Genomic DNA, 25,529 nt, shown 5'->3' with positions numbered 1-25,529 from the left:
GACAAGGGGACGGTTCAGCTGACATAAAATAAATTAGAAAGTTGGAATCAGGTATGGATAGATTAAAGAGTATTTCTAAGTGGAGCCTTATATTATTACTACCTATTGGAATATTATTAACCAATATAGCACAATCTTCACCAGCATTTATGGAAAAATATTATTCAAACGGTATATATCATTACATTAGCCAATTCCTGAGTACCATAACAGGAATTATACCAGTTTCAATAGCCGAACTACTTATAATATTTCTTATTGCACTTTTTATATACAAGCTAGTAAATATAATAAGAACATTAATAAAAACCAAAAATAAAAAAAGATATATACTAATAAATTTCCTACGAAAAATATTGATATTCATAAGTGTAGGATATTTTATATTTGTACTAATCTGGGGTCTCAACTATTATAGACTACCCTTTTCTGAAATAGCCAACCTTAACGTACAAGATGCAACAATAGAAGAACTAACAGGTCTATGCCAAAGCTTAATTACAGAAGCTAATGACCTAAGAAATCAAGTTCAAGAAGATGAAAATGGCGTAATGTATATACCAAAGGGCTACAAAGACGTCTTCAATCGAGCACATAAAGGCTACGACAATATCTCAGATATATACAAAGAATTAAGCGGCAGCTACGGTGCTCCCAAAGGTGTAGTTTTCTCCCAAGTAATGTCCTATTCTGGCATTACTGGCATTTACTTCCCATTCACAGCTGAAGCTAATGTAAACAAAGATAGAACAGATGTATTACTCCCCGCAACAGCATGCCACGAAATGGCACATAAAAGAGGATTTGCCAGAGAAGACGAAGCCAACTATATAGCCTACCTGACCTGTAAAGCCCACCCAGACCCAGACTTCCAATACTCCGGAACAATGCTCGCCCTTATTCATTCCATGAATAAACTCTACGAACACGACACCAATGCATACTATACCCTAAAAGCTACCTATTCAGAAGGAGTACTAAGAGACCTACAAGACAACAACGACTTCTGGCAAAAATACTCTGGACCAATAGATAAAGCCTCAACAAAAATAAATAACACTTACCTCAAACTAAACAAACAACAAGACGGTGTCCAAAGCTACGGAAGAATGGTAGACCTTCTAATAGCAGAATACAGACTTAATTATAATAAAGAATAATTAAGTAAAGATATACTCATCCTAATAATTTGTTTGCTATAGTTATATAATTTTTTCACTAAACTAAATCGAAATTGAAATTTAATTTAGTGACATTAGAATTTAAAAATTAACAAGAGGTGCAACCATTACAAATAACTGAAACATTGAACAACCGAGTGTAGGTAGTATAGGTGAATATGAAGCAGTGAGCCATGGACGGCAAACTCAGCCTTTTAAACACGGACGTTTAACGGCTGACGAAATATTCACCTATACTACCTACACGACCGTCAACCACTAAATCATTAATCCCCATTTATTTCACTCCCCCTAACCCCATAAGCCTTCCCATGAGAACAAAAAATAGACGTAGAAGTATAATCCTTATCAGCATCCTTATCATACCCCAATCTCTCTATTACTTCATCTGTATTATGACATCTATCATACCCAGCAAAAACAAACGTAATACTCCCCTTACCAGACGAAAAAGAAGCCAACGTACTAGGATAATTCATCGCCGTCGAAACAGGAACCCTACCACTAATCATAACATGCTCATACATCGAAACAGGAGAATCAAAACTACCATACATCTTAGTTATATCAGTCATTACTCTACCCGACAGATGTTTTTCAATCTTCACCTTGAATTGATAAAAAGGTTCTAAAAGTATATTATCAACTTTTTCAATCCCTTGCCTTATTGCACGAAAAGTAGCCTGTCGAAAATCTCCTCCACTAGTATGTTTAACATGAGATTTACCAGTAGTAAGGGTAATATGTACATCTGTTAAAGGCGAACCAGTAAGAATCCCTCTCTTACAAGCATCTGGAATGTTTTTCTGACTTAACCTCTGCCACCTTGTATGTAATACGTCCACACTGCAGACTGAATCAATTGATATACCAGAACCTCTAGTAGCTGGTTCAATATCAAACTCTATCTCAGCATAATGCTTCAGAGGTTCAAAATGCCCAAAAGCATAAGTTTTACTAGCGATAGTTTCTTTATATAATATTTCTGGAGTTCCAAAATCAATAGTTTTACCAAAACGATCCAATACAATCTGAGTTAATACTTCAAGCTGAATAGTACCCATTACTTTTATATGTATTTCCTTCAATTCCTCTATCCATAAAACATCAAGAGAAGGATTTTCCTCTGTTAACATTGTAAAAATCTTTAATATCTCTTTAGGATTCTCAGCCGAATCATATATCACCTTGGATTTTAACGTAGGTATCAACAAGAAATCATTATAATCCTCTATATCACCCATTCCTTCACCAATATAAGATGAACCAAGACCAGTTACTGCAATAAGTTGTCCAGGACAGGCTTTATCACAAAGAGTATATTTAGTCCCATTATATATTCTTATTTCATTAATCTTTTCTGTAATCTCATTATCCATAATACTATGAGTTACGGTATCTTTAACCTTAAGTGAACCATTATGTAATTTTATAAAAGTAAGCTTATTGCCTGTACTGTCATATCTAATCTTATACACAGTTCCTGATGGAAAATCACCATTACCATCTGTATGTCCAGAGATTGTTAAAGTATCTATAGCTCTTAACAGTTCCTTGATACCAATACCCTTCAAACCAATTCCACATAAACAAGGATATATAACATTATCATTAAACAATCTCTTTACAGTATTAACTAATTCTTCCTTCTCTATTTCTATTCCATCTATATATTTATTCAATATATCATCATCATAGTCAGCCAAAGATTCTATTAATTCACTTGTTGGATTATCAAGTAAGTAGGTAATGTTTTCACTAGTATCTTCAGTAGAGATAACCATTAAATCTTTTGTGAAAGTATTTTTTATTTCCTTAACTGTATTGTTAAAATCAGCACCTACTCTGTCTAGTTTATTAATAAAAAACATAGTAGGTATATTATATTTCCTAAGAAGTTGCCAAACAGTTTCAGTATGACCTTCTATTCCTTCAACAGCAGATATTATTATTATCGCATAATCTAATATCCTAATGGCTCTCTCCATTTCAGTAGAAAAATCCACATGACCAGGAGTATCAACCAGCTGATATGTACAATCATTATAAGTAGTTATAGCTTGGTCAGAAAAGATGGTAATACCTCTCTCTTTTTCAATAGTATGATAATCAAGGACAGTATTTTTATTATCAACTCGACCAGCTTCTTTTATTGAATTAGTATAATATAAAATTTGTTCTAGAAGTGTTGTCTTGCCTGCATCAACATGAGCTACCATTCCTATTGTTTTATACATGAGTTTAATTCCCTTCATCAAAATTAAGTTAATTAATGCTTAGCCAACATTATACCATATAAACTATACATAATACCATGTAAAGGTAATGAAAAATAAGGTAAACTCATAGTAAAATATCTTTGAGAGGAGAAATGGATATGGGAATACAATATAATGAGAGTAAAAAAATATTCCATATACAAGGAAAAAACGTAAGTTATATATTAAAAGCGGATAAATACAATAATCTAATACATCTTTATTACGGTAAAAAGATAAGAAATATCAATGATAATGTAATTAATACTAACAAAGCAAAAAGTTGGAGTATAATACCTAATGAAGAAAACGATCAGTATGCACTTGATTCAGCTTTACTAGAATATCCAACATTTGGTCATGTAGATCTAAGAAGCGGTGCTCTTAGTATTGAACAAAATAATGGTTCTAGAATACTTGATTTGAAATATGATTCTCATAAGATAATAAAAGGCAAAAAAAGATTAGAAGGCTTACCTGCAACTTATGCAGATGAAAATGAAGCAGAGACACTGGAGATAGCACTGATAGATGAAGTTGCCAATCTTTTGGTAGTATTGAACTATACAGTATTCAATGATAGAAATGTTATAACAAAATCTGTACAGATCATAAATAAAGGATATCAAACATTAAAAGTACTTAATGCACAAAGTTGTTGTGTTGATTATAGGAACTCTGATTATGAGTTATTACAACTATCAGGAGCTTGGGCTAGAGAACGTCAAATTGTCAAGAGACAATTAGTACAAGGAATCCAATCCATTGGAAGTGCAAGAGGAACTAGCAGTCATGTACATAATCCATTCATGGCACTTATATCACCTGATACTACAGAAGAAAATGGAGAAGTATTTGGATTTAACCTAGTATACAGTGGTAATTTCTTAGGTGAAGTATCAGTAAGTGAACACAATAGAACTAGAGTATTAATGGGTATTAATCCATTGAATTTCTCTTGGCAGTTAAAACCAGAAGAAAGGTTCCAGACACCAGAAGTAGTAATGGTATATTCTAATGAAGGGCTTGGTGGTATGTCAAGTGAGTATCACAGCCTATATAGAGAAAACTTAATGAGAGGTACATGGAAAGAAAAACAAAGACCTATTGTAATTAACAACTGGGAAGCTACATATTTTGATTTTACAAGAGAAAGTTTAGAAGATATTGTTAAAAAAGCTAGTGAAATAGGTGTTGAATTATTCGTTTTAGATGATGGATGGTTCGGTAAAAGAGATGATGATACCTGTTCATTAGGTGATTGGTATGTGAATACTGATAAAATTGAAGGCGGACTAGAAAAACTAGCTAAGAATGTTGGAAACATGGATATGGATTTTGGATTATGGTTTGAACCAGAAATGATATCACCTGACAGTGACCTGTATAGAAATCATAGTGACTGGTGTCTGCATGTTGAAAATAGAGAAAGAGTTACATGCAGATATCAATTAGTTCTAAACTTATCCAAAAAAGAGGTTTGTGACTATATTATCGAATCAGTATCCAAAGTACTTTCAAGTGCACCAATTAAATATGTAAAATGGGATATGAATAGATATTTAACAGATGTTATGTCCATGGACTTGCCTAGGGACAGACAAATGGAAACATCTCATAGATATATGTTAGGTCTATATTATATTATGGAAGAGATTGTAACCAGACATAAGGATATTCTATTTGAAGGTTGTTCTGGAGGTGGAGGAAGATTTGATCCAGGTATCTTATATTATATGCCTCAGATATGGACTAGTGATGATTCTGATGCTATAGAGAGATTAAAGATACAATATTCCACTAGTTTGGTTTATCCACCTGTTTCTATGGGCAGTCATGTTTCCAGTACACCTAATCATCAAGTAGGAAGAACTACACCTCTTAATACAAGAGGGAATGTGGCTATGTCAGGTAATTTCGGTTATGAACTTGATCTTACAAAATATAGTGATAAACAGATTAGTGAAATAAAAGAGCAAATTGATTTCTATAAAGAAAATAGACAGCTTATCCAATATGGAGATTATTATAGATTAAATAATCCTTTTGAAGAAAACAATGGAGCTTGGATTTTTGTTTCTAAGGATAAGACTGAAGCAACTTTATTCTATACAACTATTCTGGCTGAACCTAATCCAGTTGACCAACAAGTAAGGTGTAGAGGGCTTAATGAAGAATTTAATTATAAGATAGATGGATTAGAAGGAATATTTGGTGGAGATGAATTAATGAACTTAGGATTAACTTTGCCGGAGTTAAAAGATTTTGAAAGTGTAAAATTCAGAATTAGAAAAGTATAGAGTAGATATTAGTTAATAGATGAGGCATGTGTGAAATAATGATATTTCATACATGCCTTTTTATTATATTATAAAGCTTTTGCAGGTATGTTTATATAATTGCTATTATCGCTTTTTGTAAAGGGTTAATTGACTATCTCAGAAAAGTATTGACTTCTAGTATTATTGGTGATATTATTAGTGATAATAACAGTAATAATATTACTGGTAATATCAGTACAAACATTATTGATATATGTTATTTGATAATATTGTTTTTATTTCTATGAGTAGATGAAAGGTAGGTAATTATGAATAAAAAAGAAAGAGTAATCGCAGCTATCAAAGGTAAAGAAGTGGATCATGTACCTTCTTGTTTTACATTACATTTTGCAGAACAAGAAGCTTTCGGAGAAGCAGGTATTAAATCTCATCTGAAATTCTTCAAAGAAACAAATACTGATATTTTTAAAATTATGAATGAAAATCTTGTTCCATATATGGGTGACATAAAAACACCTGATGATTGGAATAAGATAAAAACTATTTCAATAAAAGATGATTTTATGGCAGCTCAAATTGAAATGATTGAAAGAATACTGGACAAATGTGAACCAGATGCTTTTATGGTTGGTACATTACATGGAACAGTTGCTTCTTCTATACATCCTATAGAAGCTATATATGGTTATGAACCAGTAAGAGAATTGTTTTGTACACATATGAGAGAAAATAAAACTCCTATGATTGATGCCTATAAACGTATAACAGAGGGTATGTGTCAATTAGCAGAAAAGTATATTGAAATAGGATTAGATGGTATATACTATGCAGCATTAGGTGGAGAAAATTATTATTTTACAGATGAAGAGTTTGAAAAGTATATAGCACCACTTGATAAAATGATTTTACAAACAGTTAAACAAAATAATGGGTATAATATTCTACATATGTGTAAAGATAAGTTAAATCTAGATAGATATAAATCATATATAAAATTATCAGATGTTGTAAACTGGGGTATTTACGAAGACAATATTTCTTTGGAAGAAGGAAGAAAATTATTTGGCGATGTAACAATAATGGGAGGATTACAAAACAGAGCTGGTGTACTAGTAGATGGTACTGATGAAGAAATAGAACAAGAAGTAAAATCTATAATTAATTCTTTTGGGAAACAAAAATTTATCCTAGGTGCTGATTGTACATTGCCTACAGAAATTTCTTATAAGCGTGTAAATGTAGCAGTAAACGCTACCAAAAAATAAAAATATTATATTATGGAGGGTTAACTATGAAGAAAAGAATTTTTGCTGTTTTGATGTTAGTAACTTTACTAATGGGAGTATTTGTTGGATGTGGAGATAAGAGTTCAGAAAAAGATTCTACAACTAATACACCTAGTACAGGAGAAGAACAAAAGGATGCTAAAAAAGTATTCCCAGCAGGAAAGCTAGTAATTTACGGTTATGGACAGCCACAATATCTTCAACAATATTTTGATGCTTGGCTAGAAAGAAATAGAGATATAGCACCAGAAGTAAGCATAGAGATTGTACAAACTGAAGGAGCATCAGATTCAAGAGAAAAAATTACAATGACATACGCATCAGGAGCTAACGAAGATTTACCAGATGCCCTTTATATCGATCCTGTTAACTTATTAGATCTTGGACAAGGTGAATTATTAATGGATGTAGCAGATTTTATAACACCTTTAAAAGACAAGCTTGTAGATGGTGCTACAAATGATGCCACAGTAGGAGATAAAATATATGCTTTACCAGAATCAGTGAGACCACAAGTACTATTTTATAATCAAAAATTATTTGAAGAGTATGATATTGACCCATCAAGAATGAGTACCATCGAAGGGTATATAGAAGTTGGTAGAGAACTAAAAGAAAAAAGTAATGGGAAAGTTTATTTATCCTATATTGATCCAGGTAGCAGAACATGGAGATATTATGGAAGAAGAGGTCTATTACCACAAGCAAATGCAAAAATTTGGGATGATGATGGAGAAGTTGTTATTGACACAGATGAAGGTGCAAAATTGGCATTTGATACCCTTGATACAATGTACTCAGAAGGATTATTATTAAAAACTCCTATTTTTGAACCAGCTCTTTACGATGCAGTAAAAGAAGGCCAAGTTGCAACATTTTATATTGGAGCTTTCTGGGATGAATTTTTAAGGAAAAATGTTACTGAAACTTCAGGAGATTGGAAAGTATTAAGTGCACCAGTGTTTGAAAATGTTGGTGTTGCAGGAGCTCCAGTTTCATCTTATTTTGCTATTGTTAATAAACCAGGTGGAAAATATGCAGAGTTATGTAAGAAATTATGGTATGATTTCCATTTTGATGCACAAGCAAGAGAAGATTGGGTAAATGCAATGGAAGAACAAAATGCACCTTATGCAAACCCTATTACAAAAGATTTGTTAGCAGATGATTTTTGGAAAGAACCTTCAAAATTTTATGGAGGTCAATCATTTAGGGAAATAGAAGGAGCAGCATTAGAGAATGGTGCAACTAATTTAGTTGTTACACCACAAGATGTAGAAGCTGATAATATTATTAGTATAGAATTAGAAAAATATGTTGCAGGTGATCAGACAATGGATGAGGCAATCAAAAACATGGGTAAAAATTTAAGAAATAAAATAGGTAAAGCTGAATTAATTAAATAAAATCAATTTTAACTTCAAGGATTTTATCTACGGGTAAAGTCCTTGAAAAACAAATATAAGATTGGCAGGGATAAAGATGACAATTATACAAACGTTAAAAAAATATAAATATCCATACTTATTTATTCTTCCATTTTTCTTGTTGTTTTTGATATTTCAGTTATTTCCAATGTTATGGACTGTTGTTATTAGTTTTTCTGAATGGAAGGGTATTGGAAAGCCTAAGTCTGTAGGTTTAGATAATTATAAGCTACTATTTAAAGACTATATGTTTTGGGATGCTATAAGTAATACACTTATTTATTGGGTAACAGGTGTTATTTTTATACTACTATTATCTATAATTATTGCAGCATTTTTAAATTATAATCGTCTTAAAGGAAGAAGTTTTTTTAAAACGGTTACATTCTTACCTAATGTTTGTGCTGCAATAGCAATGGGAATTATATTTAGTATGCTGTTTGATGAAAATGTTGGATTAGTTAATGAATTTTTAGGTTTGTTTGGAATAGATTCCATTGGGTGGCTTACTAATACAAAAATGTCTAAAGTACCTGTAATTATTTTGAATATATGGAGGAATACACCATGGTTTACTGTTATAGTATTATCAGGATTACTTAATATACCACGAGAATATTATGAAGCTGCAACAGTAGATGGTGCAAATATATTTCAACAATTTTTTAGAATAACGTTACCAAGTCTATATAATATACTGTTCTTTTGCTTTATTACTCTAACAGTAGATTCATGGAAAATTTTTAATGAACCATATATATTAAAGGGTCCAGGAACATCTAATGTGTCACTTTTCCAATATATGTATGATACAGGATTTAATTTATTTAAAATGGGATATGCATCTGCGATTGGATGTATGTTAACATTAATTTTACTAATTGTATCTCTTATTCAATTTCGTATTATGAGAAAACAAGGTAATTTATAAGGAGGGTACATATATGACGAAGAAAAAATTATTTTCAGCCTTGGTTTATATTATACTTGGCATAATCGTATTTTTTTGCTTGTGTCCTATAATTTGGATGTGTATAATCTCCTTAAAAGGACCTAACGAAAGCATAAGTGGATTTAATTCTTTATGGATTAGTAATCCTACACTACAAAACTTTAAAAATGTATTTAATATAATTCCTGTTGGGACTAATCTGTATAATAGCTTTTTTACTACTATATTAGGAACAATCACAACTTTGTTTTTTTGTTCTTTGGCTGGATTTGCATTTGCGAAGTACGATTTTCCAGGAAAAAGATTCTTATTTTATTTTGTGATAGCTACAATGCTTATTCCTCCAGAAGTAGGGGCAGTTCCACTATTTATAATCATGAGAAAAGTTAGATTAATAAATAGTTTATGGTCACTGATTATCCCTAGGATTGCTACTGCAGTAGGTATATTCTATATGCGTCAGTACATTGTAGATGTCCCTACAGAAATCATGGAAGCATCAAGAATAGATGGATGTGGAGATTTTGCTATATATTCAAAAATAATAGTGCCAATTATTAAGCCTGCTTTAGCTTCATGGGCAGCTTTAACAATCATTGCTAGATGGAATGACTTTTTCTGGCCTTTATTATATTTGCGTTCTACACCCAAATATACTTTAATGGTTTCAATATCATTACTGCCAGTCAGTGATGGTTTATCTACACCATGGCCTGTAATAATGGCAGGAACAACATTTGCTATTGTACCAATAATAGTGGTATATTTAATATTACAGAGATTTCAAAAAGCAGGACTATCAACTGGTGCAGTAAAAGGATAGTCAATTAAAAAGGGGAGTTAAAAGATGGCAAAAGATAATAAGAGTATTAAAGATAAAGTATATGAGCTTATTTTTCAAGATATTATTAAAGGTGAATATCTTGTTAATACTATAATTAGTGAAAGAATGTTAATAGAGAAATATGAGGTAAGTAAGTCACCTATAAGAGAGGCTTTAGTTGAGCTTTGCAAAGAAAATATTTTAAATAGTATTCCTCGTTTAGGTTATCAAGTAGTTCAAATTACACCTAAAGAATTACATGATGTTCTTGAGCTTAGAGTAGTTGTTGAATTGGCCGCATTTAGAAAAACAAAAGAATGGATTAATGAGGATATGATTAATAAGCTAGAACAACATATAAATCAGACTATAGAGATGATAGATCAACATGATATTATTGAACATTGGAAAAGAAATATGGAATTTCACCTTTTGTTATGTAGTTATAGTAATAACCAATGGATGTATAATACGCTTGAATCAATATTAAAGTTTTGTTCAAGAGGTGCTACACAATATTATTTTGATACATGGCAAAACAGAGAAAATATGGGTAGAGCTAATGCTGAAACACATATTAAATTATTAAAAGCACTAAAAGATAAAGATTATAATTTATGTGAACAAATATTAATTAAGGATGTCTCCTCCATGAAAGAGAATTTTATGCAAAGTGATTATGGAAAACTAGGGAGTGAAATATAAATGGCAATTTCAGAAAGTAACATAATTAATTATATCAACATATTAAAAGAAGAACTTGTTCCTGCTTTGGGGTGTACAGAGCCCACAAGTATTGCTTATGTTTCATCAAAAGCTAGGGAAGTTTTAGGTGAGTTGCCCGAAGAAATTATTGTTCAGAGTAGTGGAAATATCATTAAGAATGTTAAAGGAGCTGTTGTTCCTAATTCTGGCAATCTGAGAGGTATAAAAGCAGCAGCTATCATAGGTGTAATTGGAGGAAAACCAGAAAAAGAGCTTGAAGTATTAACTGATGTAACTCAGGATAATATAGATGAGGCAAAAAAATTAATTAATACTGATTATTGTAAGGTAGAGCTATTAACTAGTAAGGCTAATTTGCATATAATCGTTAAAGTTAAATCTCAAAATAATAGTGCATTGGTAGAAGTAGTGCACACTCATACAAATATAGTAAGAATAGAGAAGAATAATAAAGTTATTTTAGAGAAACTATATAATTCAGAAGATATTAATGGAAGTTTGATTGATAGATCATGTTTAAATGTTAGAGATATTAAAGAATTTGCAGATACAGTTGAACTTAGTCAACTTAAAAATATTATAAAGTTACAAATAAAGTATAATAGTGATATTTCTTGTGAAGGATTAAAAAATTATTATGGAGCTAATGTTGGCTCAAATTTGTTAAAAAACAGTTTACATGAAATAAAAACAATGGCAAAGGCAGTTACTGCGGCTGGTTCAGATGCCCGTATGAGTGGATGCATTTTACCTGTTATCATAAATTCAGGAAGTGGTAATCAAGGTATTACAGTATCATTACCAGTCATTGAATATGCTAAGTATTTAAAAGTAGATGAAGAGCATTTAATAAGGGCGTTAATCTTTAGCAACCTCATTGCAATTCATCAAAAAACAAAAATAGGCAGATTATCAGCATACTGCGGAGTTGTAAGTGCAGCTTGTGGTAGTGGAGCTGGAATTACATATCTCTATAATGGTACATATGAGCAAATTTGTTCAACAATTACTAACACCTTGGCAAATGTATCAGGGATGATTTGTGATGGTGCAAAACCTTCATGTGCAGCTAAGATAGCTTCTGCTGTGGATGCAGCGATAATGGCACATGAATTAGCTATGGATAATAGAGTTTTCCAACCAGGTGAAGGAATTGTTAAAGATAATATAGAAGATACAATAAGTAGTATAGGGCAAATAGGTGGAAATGGTATGAAGGAAACTGACCAAGAAATATTGAAAGTTATGTTAAATAACCAAACTTTATATTCAGCCTCACGATTATATGATGAAAAGTAAACTTTTATTACTCATTTTAAAATTAGCAAAACCTGATATGAATTTTTCAAATCATAGTTTCTATTAGCAAATGATTTTTAGTATATTTAACATATATATTTGTATTATTTTATAAGTAATGGTAATATACATTTATTGTTAAATAGAAAGGGGTAGAACTATGATAAAATCAAAAGCTTGGGATTGGAGTAAGAATGAAGATGACTACTGGTTAATCCCTTCAATAGAATCATGCTATTTGGCTAATTCGTGGGCATCAAAAGGATTTAATAGGTTCCTTGATTTAGGTTGTGGATTAGGAAGACATTCCATATTTTTTTCAGAAAACGGTTTTAGGGTTAATTCAGTTGATTTATCTGAATATGGAATCAATCATCTTAACAGCTGGGCTAAAAAAGAACATCTGGATATTGAAACACAAGTATGTGATATGCTTGAATTGCCTTTTGAAAATGATACATTTGATTGTATAATAGCATATAACGTTATTTATCATACAGATACTAAAGGGTTCATTAAAGCTCTAGATGAGATAAAAAGGGTATTGAAGAGTAAAGGAGAATTATTCATAACCCTTATTTCTAAAAATACTTGGTCATACCAACACGCTGATGATTATAAAAGGATTGATGACAATACCATCTTAAGAGATGAACACGAAACTGAGAAGGATGTACCTCATTTTTATGTAGATATTGAAGATATAAAAAAATATTTTGTTCATTTTGATTTCATCAACGTTCCTATAGAACAAACAGAGTATAACATGGAAAATCCTAATTATTTTTCTAGGCATTTTAATATTATAGCTAGGAAAAAATAGTTATTGGACAATATGAAAAGAAGAAATTATGGAACATATAGAAAATCCTTCAAGACATTATAGTATAAAATAAGTTCACTTAGGTGAACTTTTTTTATACTGTTGTAATTTTTTGTTATAATGGACAGTTTATATTTCATATTATTAATATGATGCAACAAGTTTGTATTATTAAGTACATTCTTAAAGGAGATTAGTAGTATGAAATATATGTACATAAAAATTGTATTATCTATAATACTTGCTGTGAGTGTAGCAAACCTTATATGTATGAAAAAGACCAATGAAAATCTGTTGGAGGTGTTTTTCAGCCAAAAGAATAATCCTTATTTTATACATATAGACCTTGATACTTATATCATGTACGTTTTTAAAGAGAATGAAATATATAAGCAATATCCAGTTTCTGGGGGTAAGTATAGTACTCCATCGCCTCTAGGTACATGGAACATTGTAAGCAAAGCTAATTGGGGAGAAGGATTTGGTGGAACATGGATGGGGTTAAATGTACCTTGGGGGAAATACGGTATACACGGTACAGATGAGCCGTGGAGTATAGGTAGTGGACTTTCAAAAGGTTGTATTAGAATGTATAATAAAGAGGCTAAGGAGTTAAAGAAATATATCCCCTATGGAACGAAGGTTACCATAGTTAAGGGACCATATGGTCCATTTGGAGATGGTTTTAGAACCTTGAAACCTAGTAACATTGGTTCTGATGTTTATGCTGTTCAAAAGAGGCTTAGAGAACTTGGCTACTATAAAGGTTTTTGCGATGGAAAATACGGTGAACAAATGAAGCTGGCAATCTATGCTTACCAAGATGATAAAGGATTACCTAGATCTTATTACATAACTGAGACTTTATATGAAAGTCTTGGGTTTATTCAATATGAATAAATGAATAAAAAACTATACTAACTTATAATTGATAAAAATGAATACAAGTGTTAAACTAAGGTAAACTATATAACTAACGGAGGTAACCATGATTACAGCTTATTTAGTAGGGATTTCAACTTATCAAGAAAATGAAGATATAGAAGTTAGATATTGCATATATGATAATGACGAACTTGTGTGCAAAGAATCTGTTTGGAGAGAATACAAAAAGCCTTTAATTGTCACTCATTGGGCATTACTCACATTATTAAAGAAACTAAAAGAATTTGGAGATAAGGAAATAACAGTTAAGATTAATGATGGAGCATTATATGAGCAGATAAAAGGTACTTCAATATCAAAAAACAAAGAAGTAATGATGACTGCTAAGAAAGTAAGAGAAAGACTAAAGCAGTATCCAAATGTTACAGTAACTAATGTTGGAACAGATAACGATGAGTTAAAAAAATGGAATAAAATACTAGAATCATAGACAAAGGAAGATAGCTTATGAAAAATATAAAAATATCTAATAAAATTAATGCATCCGAAATATCATTAGGGTGTATGAGAATAAATAATTTATCAAAAACTGAAGCTTCAAAACATATAAATACAGCGTTAGAAGAAGGTATTAATTTTTTTGACCATGCAGATATTTATGGTGGTGGAAAATCAGAAGAAGTTTTTGCTGATGCTATTAATATGAATCCAAGTATTAGAGAAAATATTATAATTCAAACAAAATGTGGTATTAGAAAAGGTTATTATGATTTTTCTAAAGAACATATTCTTGAATCTGTAGAAGGCAGTTTAAAAAGATTAAGAACAGATTATGTAGACGTATTATTGCTTCATAGACCCGATACACTAATGGAGCCAGAAGTAGTGGCTGAAGCTTTTTCAAATCTTTATGAAAGTGGAAAAGTAAAGCATTTTGGAGTAAGTAATCAAAATCCTATGCAGATACAGTTACTAAATAAATATCTTAAGAATAAAATAATAATCAATCAATTACAGCTTAGTATTACTAATACAGGAATAATTGATTCTGGATTAAATGTTAATATGAAGATAGATCCTTCTATAAATAGAGATGGTAGTGTTTTAGAATTTTGTAGACTTAATGATATTACAATCCAAGCTTGGTCACCATTCCAATATGGTTTCTTTTCTGGAGTATTTCTAGATAACGATAAATTTCCAGAGTTAAATAATAAAATAAATGAAATAGCAGAAATCAAGAAAGTATCTAATACTGCTATAGCTATAGCCTGGATTTTAAGACATCCTGCTAAGATACAGCCAATAGTTGGAACAACTAATCTTAAGAGATTAAAAGACATTTGCAAAGCTTCTGATGTTAATTTATCTAGACAAGAATGGTATGAGATATATAGAGCAGCAGGAAATAAGTTACCATAATCAAATCTATTGTAATATAATCTTTTAATTGGAGAATACTAAATTAGTGTATAGATATCTTGATTAGAAGGGAGTTATTGATTATGAAAGGATTTGTTGATGAAGAGACTTGTATTGGATGTGGTCTATGTCCAAGTATATGTCCAGAAATATTTGAAATGAATAATGAAACAGGAAAAGCGATTGCTAAGGATATTGAGATACCAGACAATACATTAGAAGATGCTAGGGATGCTGAAGAACAATGTCCAGTGGAAGCAATAGATATTAAATAAATAAATTATATTATAAATCTAGTAGGAAGATTAGAGTATAGATATCTTCCTGCTTTTTGTAAGTATCTTTTAAAAGATTATAAAAATATTTACTAATTAAATTATCATATACTAAATTAAGATATGATAATAAACTTTTTGGTGATTAAGAGGTTAAGAGAATAATTGAACTTTACTTTAATATGATAATGTGATAACATAGCAGGGTGAAATTACTTTACAATTATAAAAGAGATAATATTAAGGAGAGCAACTATGAAAAAGAGTTATTTACTATTCACACTAATCATTTTACTAATAAGCGTTACAGCTTGTTCAAACAAAAAAACTACAGACGATACATATGGCGAAGGCGATGAAGAAAAAAACACTTTCACAGTAGGATTTGATCAAGATTTCCCACCAATGGGATTTGTTGGAGATGATGGAGAATTTACTGGATTCGATCTTGACCTTGCTGCTGAAGTTGCAAAACGTTTAGATTACGAGCTAGTTCTACAACCTATAGCTTGGGATGCAAAAGATATGGAATTGAAGTCTGGAAACATAGATTGTATTTGGAATGGATTTACAATTACTGGACGTGAAGATAATTATACTTGGACAGATGCATATATGTCTAATAAACAAGTATTTGTTGTAAAAGAAGATTCAGATATTAAAACTTTTGCTGATTTGGCTGGTAAAACTATTGTAGCACAAGCTGATTCCAGTGCAGAAGCTGCATTATCTGAACGTCAAGACCTAGTAGATACTTTTGGAGATTATATAAAAGCCGCAGACTATAACATGGCTTTGATGGATCTTCAATCAGGAGCAGTTGATGCAGTTGCAATGGATTATATTGTAGCAGGTTATCATATTGAGAAAAAGAAATCTGACTTCGTGATATTAGATGAATCTTTAGCTTCTGAAGGATATGGAGTTGGATTTTTACTAGGAAATGAAGAGCTAAGAGATAAAGTACAAACAACATTAGAAGAAATGGCTGATGATGGTACTCTAGAAAAAATTTCTACTGATTGGTTTGGAAAAGATATCACCACCATCAAGAAATAGTTATACATAAAGAGGCATAGCCTCTTTTCACAGTATTACGTTTTTATTAATGTTAGGGGGATAACCTTGGATTTACTAGTTTTATTATCTAAATTAGGTGAAGGTATGCTGAAAACAATAGAGATATTCACTCTTACTTTGGTGATATCTCTTCCTCTTGGTCTATTAGTATCAATAGGAAGGATTTCTAAAAACCTTATACTTAGGAACATTATAAAGATATATATATCCATTATGCGTGGAACACCGCTTATGCTGCAACTGATGGTGGTTTATTTTGGACCATATTATTTATTTGGGATAGGTATGCCTAGAAGTTATCGTTTTGGTGCAGTAATCATAGGTTTTTCATTGAATTATGCAGCATATTTTGCTGAAATATATAGAGGTGGAATCGAATCTATGGCTGTAGGTCAATATGAAGCAGCTAAACTTCTTGGATACAATAGAGTACAGACATTTATTAAGATTATCCTGCCTCAAGTTATGAAACGAATATTACCTTCTATAACTAATGAAGTCATAACACTTGTAAAAGATACTTCTTTAGCTTTTGTAATATCTTTCTCAGAGATGTTTACAGCAGCCAAAGCTATAGCATCTGCACAATCAAATATGATTCCATTTGTAGTAGCGGGTATTTTCTATTATGTATTTAACCTTATAGTAGCGACAGTAATGGAAAAAATAGAGAAGAATTTGGATTACTATAGATAGGAGATCATTGTAAATGAAATTATTAGAAATAAATAATCTTAAAAAAAGCTTTGATGACCTTGAGGTAATCAAAAATATATCCTTGAATGTAGAACAAGGCAAAGTTGTGGCAATAATTGGTCCATCAGGTTCAGGAAAATCAACATTGCTTAGATGTGCAACAATGTTAGAAAGAATTGATTCAGGTGAAATATTCTATAATGGAGAATGCGCTGTAAGTACTGGTGATAATGGAATAGTGAAATATGCTTCTAATAAGGAGTTAAGGAATATATACAGCTATTATGGTTTGGTTTTTCAGAATTTTAATCTGTTCCCTCATTTTTCAGTAATGAAGAATGTGACTGATGCTCTTATTCATGTACAGAAAAAGAGCAAAAAAGAAGCTTATAAAATTGGCAGAGAGTTGCTTGTCAAAATGGGATTATCAGACAAAGAGGATGCTTACCCATGTCAACTATCAGGTGGACAGCAGCAACGTGTGTCAATAGCAAGAGCTCTAGCACTTAATCCAAAGGTATTATTTTTTGATGAACCAACCTCAGCCCTTGACCCTGAGCTTACAGGAGAGGTGTTGAAAGTCATAAAAGATTTGGCTAGAGAACACATGACTATGGTAATAGTAACTCATGAAATGAGCTTTGCAAAAGAAGTTGCCAATCATGTTATTTTTATGGATGGTGGAGTTATAGTGGAGCAAGATTCACCAGAAGAGGTATTTGGTAATACTAAGAATGAAAGAACAAAAGCTTTTATCAAAAGAGTTAATTTATAAGAACTAAGATTATACTATACAGATTGATTTCAACTTGTAGTTATAATATTATTATGGTATAATTTATTTGAACGATGTTCAGATGGGAGGTTATATTTATGAAAAAGTTTTCTGACAATCCAAAAGAAGAAATATTAAGTGCTGCAAAAGAGATTGCTTTGAAAGAAGGGATTTCTGCAATTAATATTAGGTCAGTAGCTAGAAAATGTGATATTTCTATTGGAACAGTATATAATTCATTCGCAACCAAAAATGAGTTGCTTTTTTCAGTGGTTGAGGACTTTTGGGAAAATGCATTTATTGATATTAATAAATCTATAACAATGGATAAAAGTTTTATAGAAAAGATAGAAGAAATATATAACAATCTGTTTTTATATCTTAATCAATTCCAAGAAAACTGGTTAGAGCAATTATCTTTGTTAAAATCAAGTGATAAGTCTTTTGGAAGAAAGAGAGAGCACGATTTTTTTTCAAAGATACAGACGATCTTTGTTAAGATTCTATCGGAAGAAAAGACGATTAAGTCTAGTGTTTGGACAGGTACTTTTACTAAGGAACGATTATCAGTATTTATATTCGATTGTATGCTAGATATGCTTCGTAGAAAAGAACAAGATATACAGTTTTTTATAGAGACACTGAGAAGAATCTTATATATATAAATATAATAAAAAATAATGCCATAAATTAATAGGCATTTATTTTATAAATAAAAATGAACAATGTTCAAATGACATAAGGAGGTATTATTATGCAAGGAATCATGGAGACAATTTTAGATTTTTTCTATCTAGGAACAGTTATCACAATTGGTATTTTCATATTGAAACATAGTGGGAATAAAGTGCAGTATCGCTTATTTGGTTTTATGGCAATAATTTTAGGATGTGGTGATGCCTTTCATCTTATACCAAGAGCATATGGTCTATTAACTACAGGATTAGAAGCGAATGCAGTTGCACTTGGTATTGGCAAACTGATTACTTCTATTACTATGACAGTGTTTTATGTTATCTTATATCATATATGGAGATTACGTTATGATATTAAGAAGTATAGTAGTTTTACATATGTCATCTATAGTTTGGCTATTCTTAGAATTGTTTTATGTATGTTTCCACAGAATCAATGGTTACTACACAATGCATCCTATGAGTGGGGTATTTACCGTAATATACCATTTGCACTACTAGGATTAATTATTATTTATCTATTCTATAAAGAAGCTAAGAAACATAATGACAAAGAATTTCGTTTTATGTGGTTGGCAATTGTACTATCATTTGGATTTTACATTCCTGTTGTCCTTTTATCCAATACATTACCTGTAATAGGTATACTGATGATACCTAAGACATTAGCTTATGTATGGATTGTTTTGATGGGTTATTATGGATTTAAAAAAGAGCTTAAATTGAAAATATAGATTAAAAACTAACATATGTAATGCTGCTTACATGCATGATTTTAACGCTTTGAGAGCATATGAAGTGGCAATGCTACATATGAAATGGGACAGGAAGCTGCAAAAATGTTGATAGATATTATACATAAAAAAGAATTAAAAGAAGAAGTTGTTTCCTTCCAGCCTAATCTCATAATAACAGATAGTACATCTACTCCTAAGTAGAGTTATATATATAAATATAATTATTAAACATGAGATGACTAAAAATCATTATATTTCGTTTGTTGCTTATTTGTCTTTTGACCGAGTGCAATTAGTAAAGTTATATCCAGAACAGAATGCTGAGATTCTTTTGCCTAAAAGACAAAAATGAAAGCTATATGTATATTGTAGTAAGCATTGATTATGGGGGAAGGAGAATAAATGACTATGAATACAAATTTCACACGCTAGATATTCAAACTTGGTCTAGAGGGCAATGTTTCATGATTTATAGGACTTAGAGTAACAGATGTAGAAGCCATGAATTTTATTCACAGTCTGAACAGTATACAAAACTTAGTTTTCTTCTATAAGTAATCACGGTATATGAATATAAACATAAAATATTATGAGATATTTTATCGTAGGTGACTATATGATAACCATAAGTTTGTGTATGATTGTAAAAAATGAAGAAGATACTTTAGCTAGATGTCTAGATACGATTAAAGATATAGTAGATGAAATAATTATTATTGATACGGGATCTAAAGATAAAACTAAAGATATTGCAGGTAGGTATACAACAAAGATATATGATTTTCAGTGGATTAATGATTTTGCAGCTGCAAGAAATTATTCTTTTTCCAAAGCAACAAAAGAATATATTATGTGGTTAGATGCAGATGATGTATTACTTGAAAAGGATAGAGAGAAATTAATACAATTAAAAAAAGTAATGAACCCAGAAATTGACATTGTTATGATGAAATACAATATTAAAGTAGATGATAAAGGTACACCAAAAACAACTTTCACACGAGAAAGGTTACTTAAGAGAAGTAAGAATTATGAATGGGAAAATCCTGTACATGAATATGTAAAAATACATGGTAAATATTTTAATAGTGATATCTGTATAACTCATAGAAAAATGCATAGTAGTGGTGATAGGAATTTAAAAATACTTGAGAACATATTAAAAAACGAGGGGTTAAACGATAGGAATACCTTTTATTATGCTAGAGAATTATATGCAAATAAAAAATTTAATGAAGCGATTAAGTTTTACACCATGTTTTTAGATTCGGAGGGTGAATTTATATCTTATTATCTGGATGCATGTATGGATCTTGCAAAATGTTATTATATAAGAAAAGAGGATAAAAAAGCCCTAAGGTGTTTATTAAGGAGTTTTGAGTTTGGTATACCTAGAGCTGAAATCTGTTGTATGATTGGAGAACATTTTAAAATATACAAGGAGTATGACAAAGCAATCTATTGGTATAAAGAGGCAACAAAACTGGAAAAACCTAAAACATGGGCAAGTGTGACACACGATAGTTGGGGGTATAGACCAAATATGGAATTATGTGCCTGCTATTACAAAATAGGTAATATTGAAGAAGCAAAAAAATATAATGATATAGCTGGTGAGTACAAACCAGAGGATAAGATATATCTACATAATAAAAAATTCTTTGATATACTTCAATCATATACTTCAACAAAATAAGATATTTAGGAAAATAAATAATATAAAATTAAGGGGGATTATATGCCTATTATTGCTCATACAATACCATTAATGATAATGAACAAGGAAGATCTAAAGATGGCCCATGCTTGTTTAAATAGTCTTTGCAAAAGTACACTTGATCAAGTGTTAGTTGTGTATAATCAAGGTCTTCTGAAAAAAAAACAGTTAGAATTATTTTTACAGCAGTATCCTATTCGGTCTATCATTCTTGGAGATGGAGAGAATGTTGGCATACCTGTAGGTAGACAAAAATGTTTTGAATATATATGGGTAAATATGCCAGAAGTTAAATACATTTCGGAAATTCATTTAGATATGATATTTACACCTCATTGGTCAAAGACAATTATAAATTACTTAGAAAATAGTAATGAGCCTATGATATCACCAGGAATATTAACAGGTTATGGTGAATTACATCCTGAGGAAAAAGGCATAAAAAGTACCGACATACCATCTAGCTATGAAGAACTATTATCATTATTACCTCAATTAACGAAAGATGAAATTTGTGAAGGACTCGTTCACCCTGTCATACATAAGGCCGAAATATTAAAAAAAATAGGTGGTTATGATGTACAGTTTCTAAAGGGAAAACAAGGATATGAAGATGATTCCATTCTTCTTGGATATCGTTATTATATGGGAATAAAAAATAATTGGAAACCCAAAGCTTTATTATCTATAAGAGTATTCCATATATCTCTTGTACAACGTATGAAAATGGAGAATATTCATGAAGAAACAAATAAAAATCTTGACGGCTTAATTAATCAATATGGTATATACGGTTTGCTACAACTTGAAGCTATTCATCATAATAATCAATTCAAAAAAATAGCTCTATCCAAAATAGAGAATATATCGAATAAATCAAATATAAAGGTGAATCAAACCAGTAATAAGAGAGTTCTTATAGCTAGTCCTGTACACCAAAAGCCTGAAATACTAAAACTATTTTTGCAGTCATTAAAAAACACCATTAGAAAAAATATAGATATAGACTATTTATTTTATGATGATAATAGTGATGAAGTATCAAGCAAGTTACTATATCAGTTTAAGGATAGAGAGAGTAGGGTTAGTGTAATAAATGGTATTAAAAATGCTGATTATATATGCAATGATGAGTCTCACTATTGGAAAGAAGATTTAATATGGAAAGTTGCAAGGTATAAGGATCGTATAATAGAAGAAGCAATAAACAATAATTATGATTTTTTATTTCTTATTGATTCAGATTTACTTATGCACCCTCAAACAATTGAACAATTAATGCATACAGAAAAAGATATAATATCCAATATCTTCTGGACAAAATGGAATCCTAACCAACCTCTTATGCCAAATGTATGGTTATCTGGTGCATATTGTATAATGGATAAAAAAAGAGAAGAAAAACTATCTAATGAAGAAATGACAAAAAGATTTAACGCATTTATGCAAAAATTAAATACACCTGGTATTTATGAAGTAGGAGGATTGGGTGCGTGTACGTTAATTAGTAGAAAAGCATTATTAAGTGGTGTTAATTTTAAAGAGATAGAAAATGTGGATTATTGGGGTGAAGATAGACACTTTTGCATACGAGCAAAGGTACTTGGTCATAAGCTTTTTGTAGACACAAGAAATCCTGCCTATCATATTTATAGAGAATCAGATATAGATGGTGCAAAGATATTTCTTAATCAATTTAAGAATGCTGAGCTTAGTATTAAGAAAAACACATTTACAAGATATTATAAAGAAAAGAATAATAAACTAGTTCTATCAATGGTCATTAAGAATGAAGCTGATAGATACCTAGAACAGGTACTTGCACATGCAAAAAAATACATTGATGAAGCAGTCATCATTGATGATGGGAGTCATGATAACAGTGTGGAATTATGTCAACAAATATTAGTAGATATTCCTATTCATATTATAAAAAATTCTAAATCAAAATTTGAAAATGAAATTGAACTTAGAAAACAACAATGGGAAGAAACCATAAAAGTTAATCCAGATTGGATATTAAGTCTGGATGCCGATGAGATATTTGAAGAAGCTATAGTTCATGAAATAAAACAGCTTATTAATCAAAAACAGATTGATGTCTATTATTTTAGATTATATGATTTCTGGGATCATAATCATTATAGAGATGACAAATATTGGAGTGCTCATAAAACATATAGACCATTTCTAATACGATATCAAAGAGATTTTTCATATAAATGGTTAGAACAACCGCAGCATTGTGGTAGATTACCTTATAATATTAAATTGTTACCATCAGCTAAGTGCCAATTAAGGTTAAAGCATTATGGATGGGCAAAATATGAAGATCGATTAATGAAATATAATCGTTATAAGGTATTAGACGCTGAGGCAAAGTATGGATGGAAAGAACAATATGAATCTATATTGGATGAACAACCAAGATTAATTGAATGGCGAGAGTAATTGAATATTAATACGAGTATATTTATGCTGATTAATTGTAACGTTTAAAGAATTCTTCAATATAATGTATTAATGGGATATTAATAATATAATACAAGCCATATAGTAAAAAAAGTACTAATTGAAAAAATTTTATATATTAGGGATAAATAATGCAGTAGTATCTATTAAAGGATTAAACATATGAAAAAATATAAAATTGTAAAGGAGTGATTTATATTAAAAAAAAATACGAAGATACAATATGGTATTGTTCTAAAGACCGTGATTGTGAAATTAAATATTTACAACGCTTATTAAAGATACTTAGGAGAGAATTAAATTGTGTTAGATATTGGGTAACGAATCCAGAGTTTGGCTTAGAAGAAATAAAAATAGAAATTAAAGACATTGAATGTTGGTTAAGTAAATCACAAGGTAATATAAAATGTATTAAAAAACAATTGAAAAGAATTGAAAAATTACTTACTAATCCATTATTTGGATTAAAAGAGATAAAATGTGAAGTAGCAGCTATTGAAAAGATACTTTATAACCCTAAATATGGTCTAAAAGAGATCAAAAAGGAAATCAAACACATAGAGTGCGAAGTAACCAATCCATCCTATGGATTAGAAGAAATCAAGAGTGAGATAATAAATATAGAATCAATGCTCGATAACCCAAGCTATGGATTAGAAGAAATTAAGAGTGAGATATCAAACATTGAATCTAACATTCTGAACCCAAGCTATGGATTAGAAGAAATCAAGAGCGAAGTAATTAACATTGAATCAATACTTGTGAATCCAAGCTACGGATTAGAAGAAATCAAGAGTGAAGTAATAAATATTGAATCACTGTTAGAGAACCCAAGTTACGGATTAGAAGAAATCAAGAGCGAAGTCATAAATATTGAGTCAACATTAGAAAACCCAAGTTACGGGTTAGAAGAGATAAAAAGTGAAGTAAAAAATATTGAATCACTGTTAGAGAACCCATCCTATGGATTAGAAGAAATCAAGATTGAAGTCATAAATATTGAGTCAACATTAGAAAACCCAAGTTACGGGTTAGAAGAGATAAAGAGTGAAGTAAAAAATATTGAATCACTGTTAGAGAATCCATCCTATGGATTAGAAGAAATCAAGAATGAAGTAGGGAACATTGAATCCATCCTTGAAAATTCAAGTTTTGGAATAGAAGAAATTAAGAGCGAAGTAATAAATATTGAGTCACTGTTAGAGAACCCATCCTATGAGATATCAAACATTGAATCAAACATTCTGAACCCATCCTATGGATTAGAAGAAATCAAGAATGAAGTAGGGAACATTGAATCCATCCTTGAAAACTCAAGTTTTGGAATAGAAGAGATAAAGAGCGAAGTAATAAATATTGAATCACTGTTAGAGAACCCATCCTATGGATTAGAGGAAATCAAGAGTGAGATATCAAACATTGAATCCATCCTTGAAAACTCAAGTTTTGGAATAGAAGAAATAAAGAGCGAAGTAATAAATATTGAGTCACTGTTAGAGAACCCAAGCTATGGATTAGAGGAAATCAAGAGTGAGATATCAAACATTGAATCCAACATTCTGAACCCAAGCTATGGATTAGAAGAAATCAAGAGCGAAGTAATGAACATTGAATCAATTCTTGTGAACCCAAGCTACGGATTAGAAGAAATCAAGAGTGAAGTAAAAAATATTGAGTCAATACTCGAGAATCCAAGCTACGGCTTAGAGGAAATCAAG

The 25,529-nt window shown here is 30.6% G+C and carries 22 protein-coding genes; 21 read left to right on the top strand and 1 reads right to left on the bottom strand.

Translation table 11 applies throughout. The features are described 5' to 3' along the window. Window positions 1-53: 53 nt before the first annotated feature. Entirely contained in the window at window positions 54-1,160 is a 1,107-nt protein-coding gene (locus tag AACQ14_RS18370; protein WP_339365044.1) for a DUF3810 domain-containing protein, read from the top strand. Between the two features lie 287 nt (window positions 1,161-1,447). On the opposite strand, the gene AACQ14_RS18365 is transcribed toward AACQ14_RS18370, so the two are convergent. Further along, the gene (locus AACQ14_RS18365) at window positions 1,448-3,418 is read right to left on the bottom strand and encodes a translation factor GTPase family protein (RefSeq protein WP_339365043.1); all 1,971 of its coding nucleotides are present in this window, start codon (window positions 3,416-3,418) and stop codon (window positions 1,448-1,450) included. A 140-nt stretch (window positions 3,419-3,558) separates the two neighbouring features. On the opposite strand from AACQ14_RS18365, the gene AACQ14_RS18360 reads away from it, so the two are divergent. From AACQ14_RS18360 to AACQ14_RS18265, 20 genes are all read left to right on the top strand, one after another. After that, window positions 3,559-5,739, top strand: a complete 2,181-nt coding sequence (locus AACQ14_RS18360; RefSeq protein WP_339365042.1) for an alpha-galactosidase — start codon at window positions 3,559-3,561, stop codon at window positions 5,737-5,739. A gap of 290 nt (window positions 5,740-6,029) precedes the next feature. Next, window positions 6,030-6,986 carry a uroporphyrinogen decarboxylase family protein gene (locus AACQ14_RS18355; protein WP_339365041.1) on the top strand — a complete coding sequence of 319 codons (957 nt, stop codon included), beginning with the start codon at window positions 6,030-6,032 and terminating at the stop codon, window positions 6,984-6,986. 26 nt (window positions 6,987-7,012) lie between these two features. After that, window positions 7,013-8,413, top strand: coding sequence for an ABC transporter substrate-binding protein (locus tag AACQ14_RS18350; protein WP_339365040.1), 1,401 nt, complete (start codon window positions 7,013-7,015; stop codon window positions 8,411-8,413). A gap of 82 nt (window positions 8,414-8,495) precedes the next feature. After that, a complete protein-coding gene (locus tag AACQ14_RS18345; RefSeq protein ID WP_353514027.1) occupies window positions 8,496-9,365 on the top strand; it encodes a carbohydrate ABC transporter permease in 870 nt (289 codons plus the stop codon). 13 nt (window positions 9,366-9,378) lie between these two features. After that, window positions 9,379-10,209 carry a carbohydrate ABC transporter permease gene (locus AACQ14_RS18340; protein ID WP_339365038.1) on the top strand — a complete coding sequence of 277 codons (831 nt, stop codon included), beginning with the start codon at window positions 9,379-9,381 and terminating at the stop codon, window positions 10,207-10,209. 24 nt (window positions 10,210-10,233) lie between these two features. Further along, on the top strand, window positions 10,234-10,914 hold the full coding sequence (locus tag AACQ14_RS18335; protein WP_339365037.1) for a GntR family transcriptional regulator: 681 nt from the start codon (window positions 10,234-10,236) through the stop codon (window positions 10,912-10,914). Then, a complete protein-coding gene (locus AACQ14_RS18330) occupies window positions 10,915-12,234 on the top strand; it encodes an L-cysteine desulfidase family protein (RefSeq protein WP_339365036.1) in 1,320 nt (439 codons plus the stop codon). A gap of 160 nt (window positions 12,235-12,394) precedes the next feature. Further along, window positions 12,395-13,057, top strand: a complete 663-nt coding sequence (locus AACQ14_RS18325) for a class I SAM-dependent methyltransferase (protein WP_339365035.1) — start codon at window positions 12,395-12,397, stop codon at window positions 13,055-13,057. Window positions 13,058-13,258: 201 nt separating this feature from the next. Beyond that, entirely contained in the window at window positions 13,259-13,957 is a 699-nt protein-coding gene (locus AACQ14_RS18320; RefSeq protein WP_339365034.1) for a L,D-transpeptidase family protein, read from the top strand. 88 nt (window positions 13,958-14,045) lie between these two features. Continuing rightward, a complete protein-coding gene (locus tag AACQ14_RS18315; protein WP_339365033.1) occupies window positions 14,046-14,432 on the top strand; it encodes a hypothetical protein in 387 nt (128 codons plus the stop codon). Between the two features lie 17 nt (window positions 14,433-14,449). Beyond that, window positions 14,450-15,364, top strand: coding sequence for an aldo/keto reductase (locus AACQ14_RS18310; RefSeq protein WP_339365032.1), 915 nt, complete (start codon window positions 14,450-14,452; stop codon window positions 15,362-15,364). An 83-nt stretch (window positions 15,365-15,447) separates the two neighbouring features. Continuing rightward, window positions 15,448-15,639, top strand: coding sequence for a ferredoxin (locus AACQ14_RS18305; RefSeq protein ID WP_339365031.1), 192 nt, complete (start codon window positions 15,448-15,450; stop codon window positions 15,637-15,639). 255 nt (window positions 15,640-15,894) lie between these two features. Continuing rightward, window positions 15,895-16,698, top strand: a complete 804-nt coding sequence (locus AACQ14_RS18300) for an amino acid ABC transporter substrate-binding protein (RefSeq protein WP_339365030.1) — start codon at window positions 15,895-15,897, stop codon at window positions 16,696-16,698. A gap of 66 nt (window positions 16,699-16,764) precedes the next feature. Beyond that, window positions 16,765-17,415 (top strand): amino acid ABC transporter permease, encoded by a 651-nt coding sequence (locus AACQ14_RS18295; protein WP_339365029.1) that lies wholly within the window; start codon window positions 16,765-16,767, stop codon window positions 17,413-17,415. A 13-nt stretch (window positions 17,416-17,428) separates the two neighbouring features. Next, the gene (locus AACQ14_RS18290) at window positions 17,429-18,190 is read left to right on the top strand and encodes an amino acid ABC transporter ATP-binding protein (protein ID WP_339365028.1); all 762 of its coding nucleotides are present in this window, start codon (window positions 17,429-17,431) and stop codon (window positions 18,188-18,190) included. A 98-nt stretch (window positions 18,191-18,288) separates the two neighbouring features. Then, complete coding sequence (locus AACQ14_RS18285; protein WP_339365027.1) at window positions 18,289-18,855, top strand: TetR/AcrR family transcriptional regulator; 567 nt, start codon at window positions 18,289-18,291, stop codon at window positions 18,853-18,855. Window positions 18,856-18,944: 89 nt separating this feature from the next. Then, window positions 18,945-19,619, top strand: coding sequence for a hypothetical protein (locus AACQ14_RS18280; RefSeq protein ID WP_339365026.1), 675 nt, complete (start codon window positions 18,945-18,947; stop codon window positions 19,617-19,619). A gap of 619 nt (window positions 19,620-20,238) precedes the next feature. Next, window positions 20,239-21,318, top strand: a complete 1,080-nt coding sequence (locus AACQ14_RS18275) for a tetratricopeptide repeat-containing glycosyltransferase (RefSeq protein ID WP_339365025.1) — start codon at window positions 20,239-20,241, stop codon at window positions 21,316-21,318. Between the two features lie 42 nt (window positions 21,319-21,360). After that, window positions 21,361-23,790 (top strand): glycosyltransferase family 2 protein, encoded by a 2,430-nt coding sequence (locus AACQ14_RS18270; protein WP_339365024.1) that lies wholly within the window; start codon window positions 21,361-21,363, stop codon window positions 23,788-23,790. A gap of 209 nt (window positions 23,791-23,999) precedes the next feature. Next, window positions 24,000-25,529, top strand: a 1,530-nt coding sequence (locus AACQ14_RS18265; protein WP_339365023.1) for a hypothetical protein, incomplete at its 3' end; no start/stop codon positions are given.

The organism is Vallitalea maricola, from assembly GCF_036985595.1.
Lineage (GTDB): Bacteria > Bacillota > Clostridia > Lachnospirales > Vallitaleaceae > Vallitalea > Vallitalea maricola.
The sequence above is the reverse complement of the archived record's forward strand: the minus strand, read 5'-3'. Positions and strand labels throughout refer to the sequence as shown.

What these genes read in the sequence shown, in the direction of transcription:
- AACQ14_RS18310 (WP_339365032.1), top strand. Translation starts at nt 14,450, where the DNA reads ATGAAAAATATAAAAATATCTAATAAAATTAATGCATCCGAAATATCA.
- AACQ14_RS18335 (WP_339365037.1), top strand. Translation starts at nt 10,234, where the DNA reads ATGGCAAAAGATAATAAGAGTATTAAAGATAAAGTATATGAGCTTATT.
- AACQ14_RS18305 (WP_339365031.1), top strand. Translation starts at nt 15,448, where the DNA reads ATGAAAGGATTTGTTGATGAAGAGACTTGTATTGGATGTGGTCTATGT.
- AACQ14_RS18360 (WP_339365042.1), top strand. Translation starts at nt 3,559, where the DNA reads ATGGGAATACAATATAATGAGAGTAAAAAAATATTCCATATACAAGGA.
- AACQ14_RS18315 (WP_339365033.1), top strand. Translation starts at nt 14,046, where the DNA reads ATGATTACAGCTTATTTAGTAGGGATTTCAACTTATCAAGAAAATGAA.
- AACQ14_RS18355 (WP_339365041.1), top strand. Translation starts at nt 6,030, where the DNA reads ATGAATAAAAAAGAAAGAGTAATCGCAGCTATCAAAGGTAAAGAAGTG.
- AACQ14_RS18300 (WP_339365030.1), top strand. Translation starts at nt 15,895, where the DNA reads ATGAAAAAGAGTTATTTACTATTCACACTAATCATTTTACTAATAAGC.
- AACQ14_RS18290 (WP_339365028.1), top strand. Translation starts at nt 17,429, where the DNA reads ATGAAATTATTAGAAATAAATAATCTTAAAAAAAGCTTTGATGACCTT.
- AACQ14_RS18365 (WP_339365043.1), bottom strand. Translation starts at nt 3,418, where the DNA reads ATGTATAAAACAATAGGAATGGTAGCTCATGTTGATGCAGGCAAGACA.
- AACQ14_RS18285 (WP_339365027.1), top strand. Translation starts at nt 18,289, where the DNA reads ATGAAAAAGTTTTCTGACAATCCAAAAGAAGAAATATTAAGTGCTGCA.
- AACQ14_RS18270 (WP_339365024.1), top strand. Translation starts at nt 21,361, where the DNA reads ATGCCTATTATTGCTCATACAATACCATTAATGATAATGAACAAGGAA.
- AACQ14_RS18275 (WP_339365025.1), top strand. Translation starts at nt 20,239, where the DNA reads ATGATAACCATAAGTTTGTGTATGATTGTAAAAAATGAAGAAGATACT.
- AACQ14_RS18280 (WP_339365026.1), top strand. Translation starts at nt 18,945, where the DNA reads ATGCAAGGAATCATGGAGACAATTTTAGATTTTTTCTATCTAGGAACA.
- AACQ14_RS18340 (WP_339365038.1), top strand. Translation starts at nt 9,379, where the DNA reads ATGACGAAGAAAAAATTATTTTCAGCCTTGGTTTATATTATACTTGGC.
- AACQ14_RS18320 (WP_339365034.1), top strand. Translation starts at nt 13,259, where the DNA reads ATGAAATATATGTACATAAAAATTGTATTATCTATAATACTTGCTGTG.
- AACQ14_RS18350 (WP_339365040.1), top strand. Translation starts at nt 7,013, where the DNA reads ATGAAGAAAAGAATTTTTGCTGTTTTGATGTTAGTAACTTTACTAATG.
- AACQ14_RS18325 (WP_339365035.1), top strand. Translation starts at nt 12,395, where the DNA reads ATGATAAAATCAAAAGCTTGGGATTGGAGTAAGAATGAAGATGACTAC.
- AACQ14_RS18370 (WP_339365044.1), top strand. Translation starts at nt 54, where the DNA reads ATGGATAGATTAAAGAGTATTTCTAAGTGGAGCCTTATATTATTACTA.
- AACQ14_RS18330 (WP_339365036.1), top strand. Translation starts at nt 10,915, where the DNA reads ATGGCAATTTCAGAAAGTAACATAATTAATTATATCAACATATTAAAA.